A 16,788-nucleotide genomic window follows, 5' to 3' on the forward strand; every position below is an offset into this window, starting at 1 on the left:
TGTTGTTACCTGCGGCTGATGACAATCGTGTCGCCTTCCTGCCTGTAGCTGAAGCCCAGCAATAGTTGTAGTTCATGCAATGCATCTTCGCAGGACTGATCGTGGAAGCTGACGGTAGCTTTTTCCATCGCGGCTGCATCGCGGTATGAATCGTCAATCCTGATTTCTTTGCCGTAAAAATCGGCTAATTGCGGCACAATATCAACTAAAGGTGTGTCATTAAATTTTAAAGTTCCTGTTTTCCAGGCGAGGAAGTTAAGGTCGTCATTATCAGACGCGATAACCTGGCCTTGCTGGCTTACACCTTTGAGGCCACTGGTGAGGATGACGCCTTGCTGGCTGCTGGGATGTGCGAGTCGCACGCGGCCTTCCGTTACAATAACGGTGGTGGCTTCCTGCTTTGTTTCCACGGCAAAGGCGGTACCCAGTACTTCAATGGTAGACTGGTCCGGCGTTTTTACGAGGAAAGGATGGGAGGGGTCTGTGGCTACTTCGAAGTAGGCTTCGCCGGAGAGTTCCACTACCCGTTTATCATGTTGGTAATTTTTGCTGTACCTGATTTTGGCCCCTGGGCGCAGGGTAACTCTGGAGAGATCGTCCAGTTGAAGGTTTTTAATTTTTCCTTCATTGGCGGCTATCTCCTGGATATCGCCTGGCCGGTCTATCATCCACCAGGCAGCTGCCGATAACAATACGAGGATGGCTGCTGCGGCAGCGTATTTCCAGCGCATGGTTTTTACCGGTGCGGATTGGGCAGGCTGAATGCGACTTTCCACTTTATCCCAGGCATTGACGGCGTTGTACTGCCGCTGTGTTGGGACGTAATTGCTGCCTTTCCAGATTTTTTTCAGTGCTTCATATTCGGCCTGGTTTTCTGCAGACTCCAGCCAGCGGCTGAGTGCCAGGTCCTCTTCGGGGGTAATCTGAGCGGACAGTTTTTTGGTGATCAGTTCATATATATAAGTAGGTTCCATATCTACAGTGTGCTCTGTCTTTATAACGCAGGGTAGGGTCGCTACCCCCTATTAGTCAGTTAATAATTTTATCATAAGCAGGATGCCTGCCGGCAGGCCATAGTCTGCCAGATACTTACGCAGGATCTTCAGTGCTCTCCCCATATAGTTCTCCACCGTTTTAGCGGAGAGCCCCAGGTCGGTGGCCGCCTGCTGGTGCGTCATCCCCTGGATGCGGCAGCGGGTAAATACTTCCCTGCACTGTGGTGGCAGGTTGGCGATGGCTTCATAAATGAGCTGATCGAAGTAGGGTTTGGCCGCAGCCTTCTCCAGTTCGTCCGGTTCCTCGCTGATATCGGCCAGTTGTCCGTATCCCTTTTGATTATTCTGCTCCACCTGTAGCTTGCGGATCACAGAAATCGAATTGTTGCGCACCGCCCGGAACAGATAGGGTTTGATATTAGGCATCTGGATCAGGTCCGGATGCTTTTGCCATAACTTAATAAAAGTTTCCTGCACTACATCTTCGGCAGCGGCATCGTCATTCAGAAAACTGTAAGCATAGTTACATAACTCGTTGTACAGTGAATGAAAAAGGTCCTTATATGCTTGATAAGAAGGCGATGTAATCATTTAACCTTCATGTGATTTTAATGATGAATGCCGCTAAAGTAGCGTTTTTACATCATATAAAAATATAGTGGGAATTTCGTGGCTACCATCCCTAATTTTTTCCCTTGCGTTTCAGATTATAATTTTATCTTGAGCCGGCTTTGCAATCCATTGCAAAGCATTTAAACCGTTATAATTATTATCAGCAAATGAAGCTCAGGATTACTGCAACGGGGCTGCTGACTGCGCTCACGGTACAATATGCCGTAGCACAGAAGCAACAGCCCATCTACCGGAATGGCTGGATTGATTTCAACAAAAACGGCAAAAAGGACATCTTTGAAGATCCGACACAAACTGTGGACGACCGTGTTAAAGATCTGCTTTCGCAAATGACGCTGGACGAAAAGACCTGCCAGATGGCTACCCTGTATGGTTATGGTCGCGTGTTGAAAGATGAAATGCCCACACCGGAATGGAAAAAACAGGTGTGGAAGGATGGTATCGCCAACATCGATGAGGAACTGAACAGTGTGGCTAATAACCGTAAAGCACAAACGAAGTACTCCTTTCCTTACAGCACACATGCTGCGGCTATTAATACCGTACAAAAATGGTTCATTGAAGAAACACGCCTGGGCATACCGGTGGATTTCACCAATGAAGGGATACATGGTCTGAACCATGACCGCGCTACGCCTTTGCCGGCGCCTATTGGTATTGGCAGCACCTGGAACCGCGCACTGGTGCACAGGGCAGGAGAGATTGGTGGTCGCGAAGCTAAACTGCTCGGCTATACGAACGTATATGCGCCCATCCTCGATCCTGCGCGTGATCCACGCTGGGGCCGCGTGGTAGAGTGTTATGGTGAAGATCCTTTCCTGATCGCTGAACTTGGTAAGCAAATGGTGATGGGGATTCAGTCGCAGGGCGTAGCCTCCACACTGAAACATTATGCCGTTTACAGTATTCCTAAAGGTGGCCGCGATGGCGATGCCCGTACGGACCCGCATGTGGCACCCCGTGAAATGCACCAGATCTATTTGTATCCCTTCCGCCGCGTGATCCAGGAAGCAAAGCCAATGGGCGTGATGAGCAGTTATAACGACTGGGACGGGGAACCTGTTACCGGCAGTTATTACTTCCTGACACAGCTGCTGCGTCAGCAGTTTGGGTTCGACGGCTACGTAGTATCCGACTCCGAAGCAGTGGAATATCTTTTCAGCAAACATCATGTGGCAGCCGATTACAAAGAGGCCGTACGGCAGACGGTGGAAGCCGGATTGAACGTGCGTACCAACTTTACCCCGCCGGAAAATTTCATCAACCCGCTCCGTGAGCTGGTGAAAGAAGGCAAGGTAAATATGAAAACGATCGACAGTCGCGTAGGAGATGTACTGCGCGTGAAATTCCGTTTGGGCCTGTTTGATCATCCTTATGTGGATGAGAAACTGGCAGACAAGGGCGTACACACTGCTGCTGATGACTCTTTTGCTTTGCAACTGAACCGGGAGTCGCTGGTACTTTTAAAGAACGAAAAGAATACATTGCCGCTTAACCGTGGCGCTATAAAAAATGTACTGGTAACCGGACCGATGGCCACGGCGGTAAGTCACGCCAACAGTCGTTATGGTCCTTCCAATAATCCGGTAATTTCTGTATTGGATGGTATCCGGAAAATGGCAGGCAAAGGCATCACTGTTAATTACAGCCAGGGCTGTGATATTGTGAATCCTGGATGGCCTGGCACCGAAATCATTCCAACACCACTGAGTGCAGAAGAACAGGCCGGTATAGCCGATGCCGTTAGTAAGGCAAAAGATGCGGATGTTATCATCGCAGTGGTAGGGGAAGACGACAAGCGCGTTGGGGAGAGTCTTTCCCGTACGAGCCTGGACCTGCCTGGTCGCCAGCTGCAGTTATTACAAGCCTTACATGCCACCGGCAAACCGGTAGTGGCAGTGTTGATCAACGGTCAGCCACTCACCATTAACTGGGAAAACCAAAATCTGCCAGCTATCCTGGAAGCCTGGTTCCCTGGCCCTAATGGCGGTATCGCCGTAGCAGAAGCGTTGTTTGGTGACTACAACCCGGGTGGTAAACTTACTGTTACCTTCCCTAAATCCCTGGGGCAGCTGGAGCTGAACTTTCCCTTCAAGCCCGGTTCCCATGCAGGTCAGCCAAGTAGCGGTAATAACGGTTTCGGACGTACGAGTGTAAATGGTGCGCTGTATCCGTTCGGTTACGGCCTGAGCTATACCACCTTCGAATACAGTAACCTCGTGATTACACCTGATCAGCAACGTCAGCAAGGTGATATCCAGGTAAGCGTAGACGTTACCAACACCGGCAGTAAAACCGGTGATGAGGTAGCACAGTTGTATATGCACGATAAAGTGAGCAGTGTAACCACCTACGTGTGGCAGCTGCGTGGCTTTGAACGCGTGACACTCAAACCGGGAGAGAAGAAAACCCTCCACTTTACCCTGCATCCGGATCATCTGGCGCTGTTAGACAAGGACATGAACTGGACCGTGGAGCCAGGAGAGTTTGAAATCGCCGTGGGTACTAACTCCGAGGATCTTCAGCTCAAGAAAACATTTACTATCATCCGATAGGCATAGTTTGATTTTTTAGGTCAGCCCCGGGAAAGCGATTTTCCGGGGCTTTTTTATCTAGTTACATACTATCACCCGGATAACTATCTTGCAGCTGTATTAAAGTCCCTTACCGTATGAAATCCCTGAGATTATCATTTCTATGCCTGCTGGCCATCCTGGCTGCCTGTAACACCCCAGGTAACCATCAGGCGTTAACCGACAGCACCGGCATAGCCCCGGATTCCATTCCCGGATTTGAAGAGATGGTGCGTGGTTTGCCTATGCTGAATAGAGAAAATTATTATAATCAAATGAAGGAGGTGACCGGAACCGCTATTGTGCCGGCGATGATCCGTGAAGGCTACAAAGACGTACGTGTCAGTGTGTTCAGAAAAACGGCTGCATTTGTGGCGTTATACTTTCAATGTAGCAGGAAAATTGGCTATGATCACGGCTTCCTGTATACCTTTGACTCCCATGGAAAGGTCATTGATTATGAAGAATTGGAAAACTATGGAAACGATGGAGACGACCATATCACCAATCGTATAACGCTTACTCCGGTTTTCGTCAATGATTCCATCGTGCAGGGAAGAAAGTATGAATACAGTTTTGACAACCAAAAAGAGGACTACATTACCAACAAGGCCAGCATAATTACTTACCGGCTAACAGATAAAGGGGAGATCGTAACGGTGCCCATGGTAAATATTTCGTTTGCAGATTATGAAAAACTTTTTCCGGTTGTTAGCCAGCCATTGACACTTACCAGTAAGCCGAACTTCCCGAGCTTGAAGCCTGTATCGTTGTTGCTGCCTTTCCTGGATTATAAGGAGTATGCATCGGACCCTAAACTGGCCTATTATCATGTTGCAAAAATGCAGGCTGGGAAATTTTCCGTCCTGATTTATGCACATGATGAGTTATCGAATGGTGGGGAAATGGCAGACGGACCATCCTATGAATTATATATCCATAAAAGCGATGGTACCGAAACATTTCACGCAATGTTGCAGGGGGAAGCAGGTGGAGAGTATTACTCCGACAAGATAGACAAGGCCATCATTAATGCGGATGGTAGTATTTACCAGCATGAAATTTTGGAGAATACGTTTTATGATATACAGGGTGACAATGACCTGAAAACAGTTATGGCGATGCTGTTGCGGGTAAATGAAGAAGGACGGCTGACAGGAGTAACCCAACGTTATGAACTAAGTAGCGAATCTTTTTCTGAAAATGGCGTGAAGCAGGTGTTAGCCGATCACATGGAACAGCATGCCGAAGACGGCCATAGCTATGCGCAGGTAGACCTGTTGTCCTTTAAAAAACCAGTATATCTTTACCGGCATGTCTACGCCGGAAAAGAAGCGGCATTGGTAGAATTATTGCTGGTGGGTGAAAACCGGGAGGTGTCCGACAGACTAATCATGCACCAGACTCCCGGTGTTACAACAGTTGGACCCATCACCACTATTCCAAAAGATAATTTCGCATCGCATAATCCCGGAGCCGCAACTTTGATAGCGCCGGCACAAATCATGCTAAATGGTAAATGGATTTACATCACCCCCGAAGGAAAGTTCTCCGAAACGCATTAACCCAAAAAGCCCCGGAACACGCATCCGGGGCTTTATGTTCAATAAATTACTGCTATCCTGACCGCATTTAATCTCCCTAATAATTCGTAAATTCATTGAAAACCATGTTATATGTCAGGAACTTTCTCTAAGCTCAGAAATGCGTATCAGCTCTTTAAAAGTATAGACTTTAAGCAATTGGCCAAACTATCCGAGAAGGTAGACTTACCGAAGGTGATGCAGTCGGTAGCCCAGATGGACGAGAATCAACTCAACGGCCTGATGAAAATGCTGGGGAGTCGTGGTAGTAAAAAGAAGGAACCGCCTATTGACGGGGATTTCTATAATATCAGTGAACGGCTGTCGCCGGAGGACAGAGAGTTGCAGTTGAAGGTAAGGGAGTTTATGGAGAAGGAAATCCAGCCGCTGGTAAATGAATACTGGCTGAAGGCGGAGTTCCCTTTTGAAATCATTGAAAAATTCAGGGCCCTCAATATATGCGGCGTAACCTACGACGGTTACGGCTGCCCAAATCGTTCCTACCTGATGGAAGGTATTCTGGCTATGGAAATGGCGCGGGTGGACGCCAGCATTGCCACCTTCTTCGGGGTACAAAGCGGGTTAGCCATGGGCTCCATTTATATGCTCGGTTCTGAGGCACAGAAATCAGAGTGGCTGCCCAAAATGCAGCAGCTGCATTGTATTGGTGCCTTCGGCCTCACGGAACCGGAGGTGGGCTCGGGTACCGCTGGGGGACTAACTACCACGGCTAAACGCGAAGGGGATACCTGGATTTTGAATGGGCAGAAAAAATGGATAGGCAACGCCACCTTCGCGGATGTTATCGTTATCTGGGCCAGGGATTTGGGAGATAATCAAGTCAAAGGATTCCTGGTGCGTAAGGAAAACCCCGGTTTCGCTGTAGAAAAAATGCACGATAAGATGGCGCTCCGCATTGTACAGAACGGCCTCATCACTCTTACTGACTGCCGGGTGGAAGAAGCCGATCGTTTACAACATGCCAATAACTTTAAAGATACCTCCCGCGTATTGCGTATGACCCGCGCCAGCGTAGCCTGGGAAGCGGTAGGCTGTGCCCGAGGCGCCTATGAAAACGCGCTGGCGTATACCCGTAAACGTAAGCAATTCGGGAAACCTATTGCCTCTTTCCAGCTCATCCAGGGCCACCTGGTAGAAATGCTGTCCAACCTCACCGCCATGCAAACCATGGTGTTCCGCTTATCCGAACTGCAGGACCAGGGCGCTCTCAAAGATGAGCATGCATCATTGGCAAAAGTCTTTTGTACCCTTCGTACCCGCGATATTGTGGGCCGCGCCAGGGAAGTGATGGGAGGCAACGGTATTTTGCTGGAATACAATGTAGCGCGGTTTGTTGCCGATGCAGAAGCAATTTATTCCTATGAAGGAACCAAAGAGATCAACTCCCTCATTGTTGGAAGAGCTATCACAGGTTCAAGCGCTTTTGTGTAGTAAATTATTGAACCGATGGAAGGCGAAGTTTTTGCGTGTATGCTGCGCGGTTGGTGCAGCATACATGGACAAGCCCGGATGCCTTCGGTATCCGGGCTTATCCGTCTCAAATTTTTTTAAAATAAAAAACAATCTATTTTCTATTTTTATCCGTTAGCTGATAAAACAGAAAATAAACCACTCGTTATGAATACATCCGACCGTCGCAGTTTCCTCCGCAACGTATCGCTGGGAAGCCTTGCCGCTATTAGTTTGCCAAACATTGTGTCTGCCGCTACCGCAGGTGCAAAGCCAGCAAAAATACAGCTGAAAAAAGATTTTACCATCCTCTTCCAGGGCGATTCCATTACAGACGTGGGCCGCAAAAGGGACAGCGATGCCGCCAACAACGGGGCTGCACTGGGTGGCGGTTACGCCTTCCTGGCCGCTTCCGAACTGCTTTGGCAGCATCCGGCTAAAAACCTTTCCATCTACAACAAAGGCATCAGTGGTAACAAAGTATACCAGCTGGCTGAAAGATGGGATGCCGATTGCATCAACCTTAAACCCAATGTGCTCAGCATCCTGATAGGCGTAAACGACTACTGGCACAAGCACAATGGCAAATATGACGGCACCTCCAAAGTATATCGTGATGATTACGATAAACTGCTGGACCGCACCAAACAAAAGTTCCCTGATCTGCAACTGATCATCGGTGAACCATTTGCCGTTAAAGGCGTGAAAGCAGTTGACGATACCTGGTACCCCGAATTCAATGAATACCGCGCCGCAGCCAAAGAGATTGCAGATAAATATAAAGCAGCCTTCATTCCTTACCAGGCCATTTTTGATAAGGCAGTGCAATCCGCTCCGGCCAGCTACTGGACCGGTGACGGAGTACATCCTTCACTGGCAGGTGCGCGACTCATGGCGCAGGCATGGCTGGATTGTGTTAAATAATTCGCCCATGAAAAAAGTATTTCTTCTTTGTATAATGATGAGTGCAGGTGTAAATATGATGGCACAGCAGGTGAAAAATATTCCGTTATGGCCGGGTAATGTACCCGGCGAAACGGTGAAGTCGCCCATGAAAACCTCCGCAGATAACAGCGGTAACGTAATCCGCATTTCTGAAGTTACGGATCCTTTCATCTCCGTGTACCCTGCACCGGCAGGGAGTACCAAAGATGCAGCCGTGATCGTTTGTCCGGGAGGCGGCTACAGCATCCTGGCCCTGGACCTGGAAGGGACCGAAATAGCGAAGTGGTTTAACTCCCTCGGCTATACGGCGTTTGTGCTGCATTACCGGGTGCCGCAAAAGCAACTTGGCGCTCTGCAGGACGTACAGCGCGCTATCCGTATCGTGCGCTCCAAAGCGGCCGACTACCACATCAATCCAGAAAAGATTGGCGTACTGGGCTTTTCAGCAGGTGGAAGCCTGAGCGCAAGAGCCAGCACGTTGTATGATGTGCAGCAGTACACACCAGTGGATGCAGCCGATCAGCTGAGTGCCAAACCGGCCTTCACCCTGCTCATTTATCCGGCCTACCTCGATAAAGGAACGGACCGTAAACTGACGCCAGAGCTGAAAGTAAACGCTGCCACGCCACCAACATTCCTGTTTGCCACCGCTGATGACCCTTATGGCAACAGCGCACTGGTAATGGCCGGCGCCATGCGCGATGCAAAGGCACCGGTAGAACTGCATTTCTATAATAAGGGCGGACATGGGTACGGACTGCGTCCCGGAAACCCCGCCGCAGCTGCCTGGCCCGGACTTGCTCAGGCCTGGCTGAAACAGTTTGATAAGAAAGATTAACATCTCCCTAAAAAAGAACCGCCTCCCGCGGTTCTTTTTTTATATAACAATTCCCTGTCCCGGTTGTATTATAAAGAAAGAACTGCAGAAATGGACCCACACCACGACCACGCTCATCACCAGATGAACGGCCACAAGGAACAGTCAACTCTACATATGGACCATGCTGAACACCATGATCACCATGACATGGGAAACATGCATGCCGGCCACGATCATAGCAGTATGATCAACGACTATAAAAAGCGCTTTTATGTAGTACTGGTGCTTACAGTGCCGGTCATGTTGTTGTCTAAAATGATCCAGCATTGGCTGGGATTGTCATTCAGCTTTCCGGGCGACCAGTCCATACTGCTGGGACTCAGCACCATTATCTATTTCTACGGCGGCTGGCCATTTCTGACAGGTGCCAGCCATGAACTCAAAGCACGCAATCCTGGTATGATGACGCTGGTGGGTTTTGCCATCACCGTGGCATATGTATACAGCGTGGCCGTACTATTCGGTTTACAGGGAATGGACTTTTTCTGGGAACTGGCTACACTGATCCTGATCATGCTGCTGGGCCACTGGATAGAAATGAGTGCGGTAGCCGGCGCAGGCCGGGAGCTGGAACTCCTCGTGAAACTAATGCCTGCGGAGGCACATTTGATTAAGGGAGATGTTGTGCGGGAGGTGCCCACTGACAGCTTGCAACCGGGCGATATCATCCTGGTAAAACCAGGAGAAAAAATAGCCGCCGATGGCATAGTGTCCGAAGGTGCCAGTTACATCAATGAATCTATGCTGACCGGTGAATCCAGGCCGGTACAAAAATCCGCCGGGGATAAAGTCATTGCGGGAGCCATTAACGGCAACAGCGCTTTCCAGGTAAAGGTGACTCACAACAGCGCGGACTCTTATCTCTCCCAGGTAATAAAACTGGTAAATGATGCCCAGCAGGCAAAATCAGGTACGCAGCTGCTGGCGGACAAAGCTGCCCGCTGGCTCACTGTGATAGCCATTGGAGCTGGTATACTTACTTTCCTGGTGTGGTGGCTCACAGGCAGCTCCCTCGCTTTTGCCATGGAACGCATGGTAACGGTGATCGTCATTTGTTGTCCGCATGCGCTCGGACTCGCCGTACCACTGGTTGTAGCCCGTTCTACCACCATCGCAGCCCAGCACGGACTGCTGATAAAAGACCGCACCGCATTTGAAAACTCCCGTAAAATTGATACGCTGGTATTTGATAAAACCGGCACGCTGACCGTCGGTAAATTTGAAGTGACAGCCATGGAATCTTTTGACAGCAACTATAGTAAAGAGCAACTGCTTATGCTGGCTGCCGCCGTAGAACAACAGTCAGAGCATCCCATCGCCACTGGTATTCTTACGAAGGCGAGCGAATTACAATTACAGGTACCAGCGGCTTCTGATGTTCAAGCCCTTGCCGGTAACGGTATTCAGGCGAAAGTCGGGAATGATACCGTATTGGTAGCCTCACCGGTTTATGCCCGGGAACATTTTCGTGCACCGGTTGTAAACATCGATGGTACAGGGACCTTATCGTATGTGGTCATCAATGATAAGCCCGCAGGTTACCTGTTGTTGTCAGATGAGCTGCGGCCTGAATCGGCCGGCGCTGTGCAGCAACTGCGGCAGGAAGGCATTACCACCGTACTCCTTACCGGCGATAATAAAAAAGTAGCCGACGCGGTGGGGCAAAAATTACAGCTTGATAAGGTGGTGGCAGAAGTTTTGCCGCACGAAAAGCTGGAACAAATAAAAACATTGCAGCAGGAGGGAAGGTATGTAGCCATGACCGGCGACGGCATCAATGATGCACCGGCGCTGGCGCAGGCCAACATTGGTATTGCCGTTGGCTCGGGCTCGGATATAGCCGCCGAAACCGCAGGGATTGTACTGGTCAACAGCAACCCCGCTGATATTGTGAGTCTTATCAAATTCGGAAAAGCCACCTACCGTAAAATGATGCAGAACCTGGCCTGGGCCACGGGTTATAACCTGATCGCTATGCCACTGGCAGCAGGTATATTGGCGCCCTGGGGAGTGATACTTAGTCCTGCCATTGGTGCGGTACTGATGACAGTGAGCACTGTGGTAGTTGCCATTAACGCGAAGTTGCTGAAATTATAACAATTTATTATGTCTAAATGAAGGGAATAATTCAATAAATTTGGCAGACATTTAACTCTGTATTAAAAAACCTGATCATGGGATTATTTGATAAACTGCGGAATGAATTTGTTGATATTATTGAATGGACAGACACCTCGTCTGATACCATTGTTTGGAAGTTTCCCCGTTACCAGAATGAGATCAAGCAAAATGCTAAACTGACGGTACGTGAATCACAGGTAGCTGTGTTCATGAACGAAGGTAAAATTGCAGATGTGTTTACCGCTGGTATGCATACACTGAATACGCAAAACCTGCCTATCCTCGCTACTTTGCAGGGTTGGAAGTATGGCTTCAACAGTCCATACAAAGCAGACGTATTTTTTGTGAGCCTTCGCCAGTTTACCAATCAGAAGTGGGGTACCAAGAATCCGGTGATGCTGCGCGATGCAGAATTTGGTCCGCTTCGTGTACGCGCTTTCGGTAGTTATGCATTTAAGGTAAAAGATGCAGCAGAATTCATTAAAGATATCGCGGCTACCAACCCTGAATTTACGGTAGACGGTATCAACGAGCAACTGCGCAACCTGGCTGTATCACGTGGTATGGATGCGATTGCAGAAGCAAAGATTCCGGTGCTGGACCTGGCCGCCAACTACGACGAAGTTTCAACTATTATCACCGATAAGATCCGTCCTGAATTCAATGAGCTGGGACTGGAACTGACTAAATTCCTCATCGAAAACATTTCCCTGCCACCAGAAGTGGAAGCTGCACTGGATAAAAGGAGCAGCATGGGTATTGTGGGCAACCTGGGTGCATATGCGCAGTTCCAGGCTGCTAACGCTATGGAGAAATCCGCGGAGAATCCGGGCAGCGGTGGCCTTGCCGGCGCCGGTCTGGGTTTGGGCATGGGCGCCGCCATGATGGGTCAGATGGGTAATGTGTTTCAGCAAAACCAGTTTAATCCGGTATCAGGACAGAGTGGCGCCGGTGCTGCACCAGCGGCAGGCGCTGTTCCGCCACCATTGCCGTCTGCCGTATCTTTCTTTGTAGCGGTGAATGGTCAGCAGGCAGGTCCTTTTGACCAAACGCAACTGCAACAACTGGCAGCCACTGGTCAGTTCAATGGTAACTCTCTCGTATGGAAAGCAGGTATGGCTGCATGGGCTGCCGCTTCCTCCGTACCTGAGCTGGCATCAATTCTGGCTGCCGTGCCTCCACCATTACCATAAGCTATTAGTTCCGCGCGCCTTCGGCGTGCAGCACTTCGCAAACAGGCCCCTGGCCTGTTTGCGACTTTTTATAAACAGAATGTTTCCCTATGTCATTTGAGGAAAAAACAAGTGAAACGGTACAATCGCTGAAGTGCCAGAACTGTGGGGCCGTGCTGCATTACGCACCCGGTACCAACAGCCTGAAGTGTGAATATTGCGGTACCGTTAATGAAATCGAACATGAACCCGACCTGGCCATCAGGGCCATCGACTATGAGGAATTCATTGCTGCCCAACAGGCACATACCAACGCCACCCAGGAAGCGCAAATTGTAAAATGTACTAACTGCGGCGCCTCTACGACGTTGCTGCCTAACGTAACTGCCGACTCCTGCGCATTCTGCGCCTCACCGCTGGTGATAGACCATGTACAAACTACTACTATGCTGGAACCACATTATGTTTTACCCTTTGTGGTAAAAGATAATGAAGCGCTTCAGTATTTCCGGAACTGGATGAGCAAACTCTGGTTTGCTCCTTCCGACCTGGTGAAAAAAGTAAAAGATGGTTCATCACAGCAATTGAAAGGGGTGTACATCCCGCACTGGAGCTACGATGCTGATACGGATACTTCGTATACTGGTCAGCGTGGTGAATATTACTATACTACTGAAACCTATACTGAAACAGTTAACGGCCGCGAGGAAACACGTACCCGTCAGGTACGCCACACAGCCTGGTATCGTACTTCCGGTCGTGTAAACAATGAGTTTCGTGATGTGCTCGTGTCGGCCAGCCCAAGCCTGCCACAAAAAATGGCTATCATCCTGGAGCCCTGGAAGCTGGAAGAACTGAAAAAATATGATGGCCGCTACCTGAGTGGTTTCCGCGCCGAAATTTTTCAAACCAACGCCGAACAGGGCCTGGTACAGGCGCAGCGCCGTATGGACCCGATTATCCGCGACGAAATATGCGGTGATATCGGTGGGGATGAACAGATCATCGATGATTACGATGTGGTATACGACTCCCTCGGTTTAAAATACCTGCTGCTGCCGGTATGGATCAGTGCATACAAATACAATGATAAAGTATATCACTTCGTGGTAAACGCTTGTACCGGAGAAGTAACGGGCGACCGGCCATACAGCTGGGTGAAAATTGCAGGACTGGTGATTTCCATTATCCTGGCTATTATCATCATCTGGCAATTGGCATCTCAACAATAAAATATCATAGTTATTAAATTTAAACGGGAAGGGTCAGGGCGGGTCGCCCTGACCCTTCCCGTTTCAGCGTATGCCGAAGGCCTGCGCTGAAACGGGATCATGCGTGCGGACATCGAATCGGGGAGTAAAATCTACAAAATCAACCATTACATCTCCCTGAAAATTGATTAAATATTTTAATGAAATATGCTGTGGTAAAGGGATTGAAAGGATGAGGCCAAATTTGCGGTATCCTTTTTGAAAAATAGAAGCTGAACCTATTAATTCATTTTTTCAAAAAAACTCAAAACAATCGGCTATGAAAAAGACCATATTTTTAGCGACCGCTTGCCTCGCAGTAGGCCTGATTCAATCCTGTGGAAATAACGCCAGCAACAAAGAAGCACAAACAGACAGTGCACAGGAAATTAACGAAGCGGTAAAACCCGTAGATGACAAATCTTCAGAATTTGCCGTAGAAGCTGCAAACGGGGGAATGCTGGAAGTGGCCATGGGTAAGCTGGCGCAAGAGAAAGCTACCAATCCGCGTGTAAAAGAATTCGGTAACATGATGGTGAATGACCACAGCAAAGCAAATGACGAACTGAAAGCGCTGGCTACCAGCAAAAACATTACCCTGCCCGCTTTAGTGAATCCGGAAGATCAGAAACACCTGGACGAGCTGGCAAAAAAATCAGGAAAGGATTTCGATAAAGAATACATGAAAATGATGGTGGATGACCATGATCATGATGTGAAAAAATTCGAAGATGCATCTAATGATCTTACAGATGCTGACCTGAAAGCCTTTGCTACTAATACTTTGCCTACCTTAAAAGCGCACCAGGATTCTGCAAAAGCAGTTAAGGACGGTTTAAAATAGTTTAGTTCAAGATCAATTATAGGTGCTGTTTGATTGGAATTGCAAACATCAAACGGCTTGTCCCTGGTACCGGTACAGTACCAGGGATTTTTATGTTAGTGCGGTAATTTTTTCTCCAGTAATCCATAAACCCAGGTGCCGGCAATGGCGCTGATTAAGGTAACTGCTACTACGGTAAAGCCCAGTCCGATCTGCGCAAACAATGGCCCCGGACAAGCCCCGGTTATAGCCCAGCCTATGCCGAATATCAATCCTCCATAGATCTGTCCTTTATCAAATTTTTTGGGTGCAATGGAAATCGGCTGCCCGTCAAATGTTTTAATGTGAAAGCGTTTGATCAGCTGTACGGCCATGATGCCAACCACCACGCCGGTGCCGATTACACCATACATATGGAAAGAGGTGAGTTGAAACATTTCCTGGATGCGGAACCAACTAATTACCTGCGCTTTTACCAGCACAACCCCAAAGAAAATACCGGCGAGTAAATACTTAATATTTTTCATGGCCTAGGCGTTTAAAAGTTTAAAAATCCAGGGAACAATAATGTTGGCACTAAAAAATCCTCCCGCCATAAAGCAGATGGTGGCCACCAGCGACGGCCATTGCAGGTTGGACAATCCCATAATGGAATGTCCGGATGTACATCCGCCGGCATAGCGTGTTCCAAAGCCTACGAGGAATCCGCCGATGACAAAAAAGATAAGTCCTTTTAAAGTAAAGAGGTTACTCCAGTTAAAAATCTCTGCCGGAAGCAGCTGGGAATAGTCGGTAATATGATAGGCCTGTAGCCGCTGTTGGGTAGCGGCAGCCACCTCAATGGGTGCATTACCTTCCAGGAAACAGCCGGCGAGGATGCCGCCAATAAGGATCCCCCCTACAAAAAACAGGTTCCAGGCTTGTGCTTTCCAGTCGTACTTAAAAAAAGAAATATATGCCGGAAAACAGGCGGCACATATTTGTCGAAGAGTGGAGGAGATGCCAAGCGCTTTGTTGCCCAAAAGCAGCAGGAGGGGAACGGTGAGCCCGATGAAAAGGCCGCCTACGGCCCAATGCCAGGGCTGCTGAATAAATTGGATGATGCTCATAGGTAATATTTTTGGTTTTGTAACAGCGCAGCCGGCGCTGTTATAAAACCAAAAGCGCCAGGAACCTTCGGTCCCTGGCGCTTTTGGTTATAACAAGTCATTATACTCCGGCTGCCTTTTCATATAGGCAAACACGTAGGGGCATAGTGGCTTTACTTTCAAACCATTTGCCCTGGCGTATTCCAGCACATATTTAGCCAGTGCGGCTGCCACACCTTTACCTTCCAGCTCTGGTGGTACTTCTGTATGTACATAAGCAATGCCACCGGGATAGTTTTGGTAAATGATAAATCCCGTATGTCCGTCAACGGTAGTTTCAAACCGGTGTTTTTCTGTATTCTGAATGATATCGTATTCCATAATTTTTAAGTTGCAGGTTTATCCCGGAAATTAATTTTTACGTGAGTACCATCGCAGTAAGGCTTGTTGGAGGAGGCGCCACAGCGGCAGAAAGCCGTTACTTTATTTTTATGGGTCTCTTTTCCTTCGGCATCTTTAACTACAATGTTGCCATATACCAGCAGCGGGCCGTTTGGCAGCGGCTCTACAATGCTTTCGGCTTCGATGTCCGGTGCTATGCCACCTTCCGCGACAACGTCGCTGTTGAGGTAGTAGGTGAGTGCGCCGGATGGGCATTGCTTTACCTGGTTGATAATGCGCTCTGTGGTGGCGCCTTCGGCATTAATCCACGGCTTGGTATGCGGATTGAAAACATCCGGCAAGCCATGGAAGCACACTTCTGAGTGTATACACACATTGGGTTTCCATACGATGGTCACCTCGCCGTTGGTGTATTTCTTGGTAATGTCTTTCATAAGAATGTCCGTTTTATTAAGCGGGATTGCTGATGATAACAATAGGATTACTCAGTACCTTATGAATAGGGCAGGAGTCGGCAATCTGCAGTAGTCGTGCCCGTTGTTCCTCATCCAGGTTACCCTGGAATGCAATATTGCGTTCTATAACGGTCGTATTGGGGTCTGGTTTTTTATCCTTGTTAAAAAACAGCTCAATTTCCACGCCTTCCAGCGGCCATTTCTTACGTTTTGCGTACATGCTTACGGTGATGGCGGTACAGGCGCCCAGACTGCTGAGTAACAGCTCTCCGGGCTTGGGTGCGGTGTCGCCGCCGCCCACCTCTTCCGGTTCATCCGCCAGCCAGCGGTGACCACGTGTATCGATAGATACCTGGTAGGGATGCTGGCCGATACTTACTTTTACTGATTCATCCATA

At 48.8% G+C, this 16,788-nt stretch carries 16 protein-coding genes; 9 read left to right on the plus strand and 7 right to left on the minus strand.

The annotated features are described in order from the left end of the window. Positions 1-5 precede the first annotated feature (5 nt). A complete protein-coding gene (locus KW844_RS08250) occupies positions 6-974 on the minus strand; it encodes a FecR family protein (protein ID WP_218376239.1) in 969 nt (322 codons plus the stop codon). A gap of 51 nt (positions 975-1,025) precedes the next feature. After that, the gene (locus KW844_RS08255) at positions 1,026-1,586 is read right to left on the minus strand and encodes an RNA polymerase sigma-70 factor (protein ID WP_218376240.1); all 561 of its coding nucleotides are present in this window, start codon (positions 1,584-1,586) and stop codon (positions 1,026-1,028) included. A gap of 188 nt (positions 1,587-1,774) precedes the next feature. On the opposite strand from KW844_RS08255, the gene KW844_RS08260 reads away from it, so the two are divergent. The 9 genes from KW844_RS08260 (at position 1,775) to KW844_RS08300 (ending at position 14,466) form a co-directional block, all read left to right on the plus strand. Then, positions 1,775-4,183 carry a glycoside hydrolase family 3 N-terminal domain-containing protein gene (locus KW844_RS08260; RefSeq protein WP_218376241.1) on the plus strand — a complete coding sequence of 803 codons (2,409 nt, stop codon included), beginning with the start codon at positions 1,775-1,777 and terminating at the stop codon, positions 4,181-4,183. 116 nt (positions 4,184-4,299) lie between these two features. Continuing rightward, entirely contained in the window at positions 4,300-5,766 is a 1,467-nt protein-coding gene (locus tag KW844_RS08265) for a hypothetical protein (RefSeq protein ID WP_218376242.1), read from the plus strand. 111 nt (positions 5,767-5,877) lie between these two features. Next, entirely contained in the window at positions 5,878-7,236 is a 1,359-nt protein-coding gene (locus tag KW844_RS08270; RefSeq protein WP_218376243.1) for an acyl-CoA dehydrogenase family protein, read from the plus strand. A 186-nt stretch (positions 7,237-7,422) separates the two neighbouring features. Next, on the plus strand, positions 7,423-8,178 hold the full coding sequence (locus KW844_RS08275) for an SGNH/GDSL hydrolase family protein (protein ID WP_218376244.1): 756 nt from the start codon (positions 7,423-7,425) through the stop codon (positions 8,176-8,178). A 7-nt stretch (positions 8,179-8,185) separates the two neighbouring features. Further along, positions 8,186-9,037 (plus strand): alpha/beta hydrolase, encoded by an 852-nt coding sequence (locus KW844_RS08280; RefSeq protein ID WP_218376245.1) that lies wholly within the window; start codon positions 8,186-8,188, stop codon positions 9,035-9,037. 90 nt (positions 9,038-9,127) lie between these two features. Further along, positions 9,128-11,176: a copper-translocating P-type ATPase gene (locus tag KW844_RS08285; protein ID WP_218376246.1), complete on the plus strand. Its 2,049-nt coding sequence runs from the start codon at positions 9,128-9,130 to the stop codon at positions 11,174-11,176. A gap of 77 nt (positions 11,177-11,253) precedes the next feature. Continuing rightward, complete coding sequence (locus KW844_RS08290) at positions 11,254-12,393, plus strand: SPFH domain-containing protein (protein WP_218376247.1); 1,140 nt, start codon at positions 11,254-11,256, stop codon at positions 12,391-12,393. A gap of 89 nt (positions 12,394-12,482) precedes the next feature. Continuing rightward, entirely contained in the window at positions 12,483-13,604 is a 1,122-nt protein-coding gene (locus KW844_RS08295; RefSeq protein WP_218376248.1) for a hypothetical protein, read from the plus strand. 298 nt (positions 13,605-13,902) lie between these two features. Then, on the plus strand, positions 13,903-14,466 hold the full coding sequence (locus tag KW844_RS08300) for a DUF4142 domain-containing protein (RefSeq protein ID WP_218376249.1): 564 nt from the start codon (positions 13,903-13,905) through the stop codon (positions 14,464-14,466). Positions 14,467-14,561: 95 nt separating this feature from the next. Here KW844_RS08300 and KW844_RS08305 read toward each other — a convergent pair whose 3' ends face one another. From KW844_RS08305 to KW844_RS08330, 5 genes are all read right to left on the minus strand, one after another. Then, positions 14,562-14,972 (minus strand): DUF6691 family protein, encoded by a 411-nt coding sequence (locus KW844_RS08305; RefSeq protein ID WP_218376250.1) that lies wholly within the window; start codon positions 14,970-14,972, stop codon positions 14,562-14,564. Between the two features lie 3 nt (positions 14,973-14,975). Further along, positions 14,976-15,554: a YeeE/YedE family protein gene (locus KW844_RS08310; protein ID WP_218376251.1), complete on the minus strand. Its 579-nt coding sequence runs from the start codon at positions 15,552-15,554 to the stop codon at positions 14,976-14,978. Positions 15,555-15,641: 87 nt separating this feature from the next. Then, positions 15,642-15,914, minus strand: a complete 273-nt coding sequence (locus tag KW844_RS08315; protein ID WP_218376252.1) for a GNAT family N-acetyltransferase — start codon at positions 15,912-15,914, stop codon at positions 15,642-15,644. Between the two features lie 5 nt (positions 15,915-15,919). Beyond that, positions 15,920-16,369 carry a (4Fe-4S)-binding protein gene (locus KW844_RS29065; RefSeq protein WP_255578293.1) on the minus strand — a complete coding sequence of 150 codons (450 nt, stop codon included), beginning with the start codon at positions 16,367-16,369 and terminating at the stop codon, positions 15,920-15,922. A 16-nt stretch (positions 16,370-16,385) separates the two neighbouring features. Further along, positions 16,386-16,787 carry an OsmC family protein gene (locus tag KW844_RS08330; protein ID WP_218376253.1) on the minus strand — a complete coding sequence of 134 codons (402 nt, stop codon included), beginning with the start codon at positions 16,785-16,787 and terminating at the stop codon, positions 16,386-16,388. Position 16,788: the final 1 nt, after the last annotated feature.

Origin of the sequence: Chitinophaga sp. sic0106 (assembly GCF_019219075.1) — a bacterium.
GTDB lineage: Bacteria > Bacteroidota > Bacteroidia > Chitinophagales > Chitinophagaceae > Chitinophaga.

Bases quoted from the DNA above. Each gene is read 5' to 3' on its own strand.
- KW844_RS08275 (WP_218376244.1), top strand. From the start codon at position 7,423: ATGAATACATCCGACCGTCGCAGTTTCCTCCGCAACGTATCGCTGGGA.
- KW844_RS08300 (WP_218376249.1), top strand. From the start codon at position 13,903: ATGAAAAAGACCATATTTTTAGCGACCGCTTGCCTCGCAGTAGGCCTG.
- KW844_RS08315 (WP_218376252.1), bottom strand. From the start codon at position 15,914: ATGGAATACGATATCATTCAGAATACAGAAAAACACCGGTTTGAAACT.
- KW844_RS08310 (WP_218376251.1), bottom strand. From the start codon at position 15,554: ATGAGCATCATCCAATTTATTCAGCAGCCCTGGCATTGGGCCGTAGGC.
- KW844_RS08290 (WP_218376247.1), top strand. From the start codon at position 11,254: ATGGGATTATTTGATAAACTGCGGAATGAATTTGTTGATATTATTGAA.
- KW844_RS08265 (WP_218376242.1), top strand. From the start codon at position 4,300: ATGAAATCCCTGAGATTATCATTTCTATGCCTGCTGGCCATCCTGGCT.
- KW844_RS08295 (WP_218376248.1), top strand. From the start codon at position 12,483: ATGTCATTTGAGGAAAAAACAAGTGAAACGGTACAATCGCTGAAGTGC.
- KW844_RS08280 (WP_218376245.1), top strand. From the start codon at position 8,186: ATGAAAAAAGTATTTCTTCTTTGTATAATGATGAGTGCAGGTGTAAAT.
- KW844_RS08250 (WP_218376239.1), bottom strand. From the start codon at position 974: ATGGAACCTACTTATATATATGAACTGATCACCAAAAAACTGTCCGCT.
- KW844_RS29065 (WP_255578293.1), bottom strand. From the start codon at position 16,369: ATGAAAGACATTACCAAGAAATACACCAACGGCGAGGTGACCATCGTA.
- KW844_RS08255 (WP_218376240.1), bottom strand. From the start codon at position 1,586: ATGATTACATCGCCTTCTTATCAAGCATATAAGGACCTTTTTCATTCA.
- KW844_RS08305 (WP_218376250.1), bottom strand. From the start codon at position 14,972: ATGAAAAATATTAAGTATTTACTCGCCGGTATTTTCTTTGGGGTTGTG.
- KW844_RS08260 (WP_218376241.1), top strand. From the start codon at position 1,775: ATGAAGCTCAGGATTACTGCAACGGGGCTGCTGACTGCGCTCACGGTA.
- KW844_RS08270 (WP_218376243.1), top strand. From the start codon at position 5,878: ATGTCAGGAACTTTCTCTAAGCTCAGAAATGCGTATCAGCTCTTTAAA.
- KW844_RS08330 (WP_218376253.1), bottom strand. From the start codon at position 16,787: ATGGATGAATCAGTAAAAGTAAGTATCGGCCAGCATCCCTACCAGGTA.
- KW844_RS08285 (WP_218376246.1), top strand. From the start codon at position 9,128: ATGGACCCACACCACGACCACGCTCATCACCAGATGAACGGCCACAAG.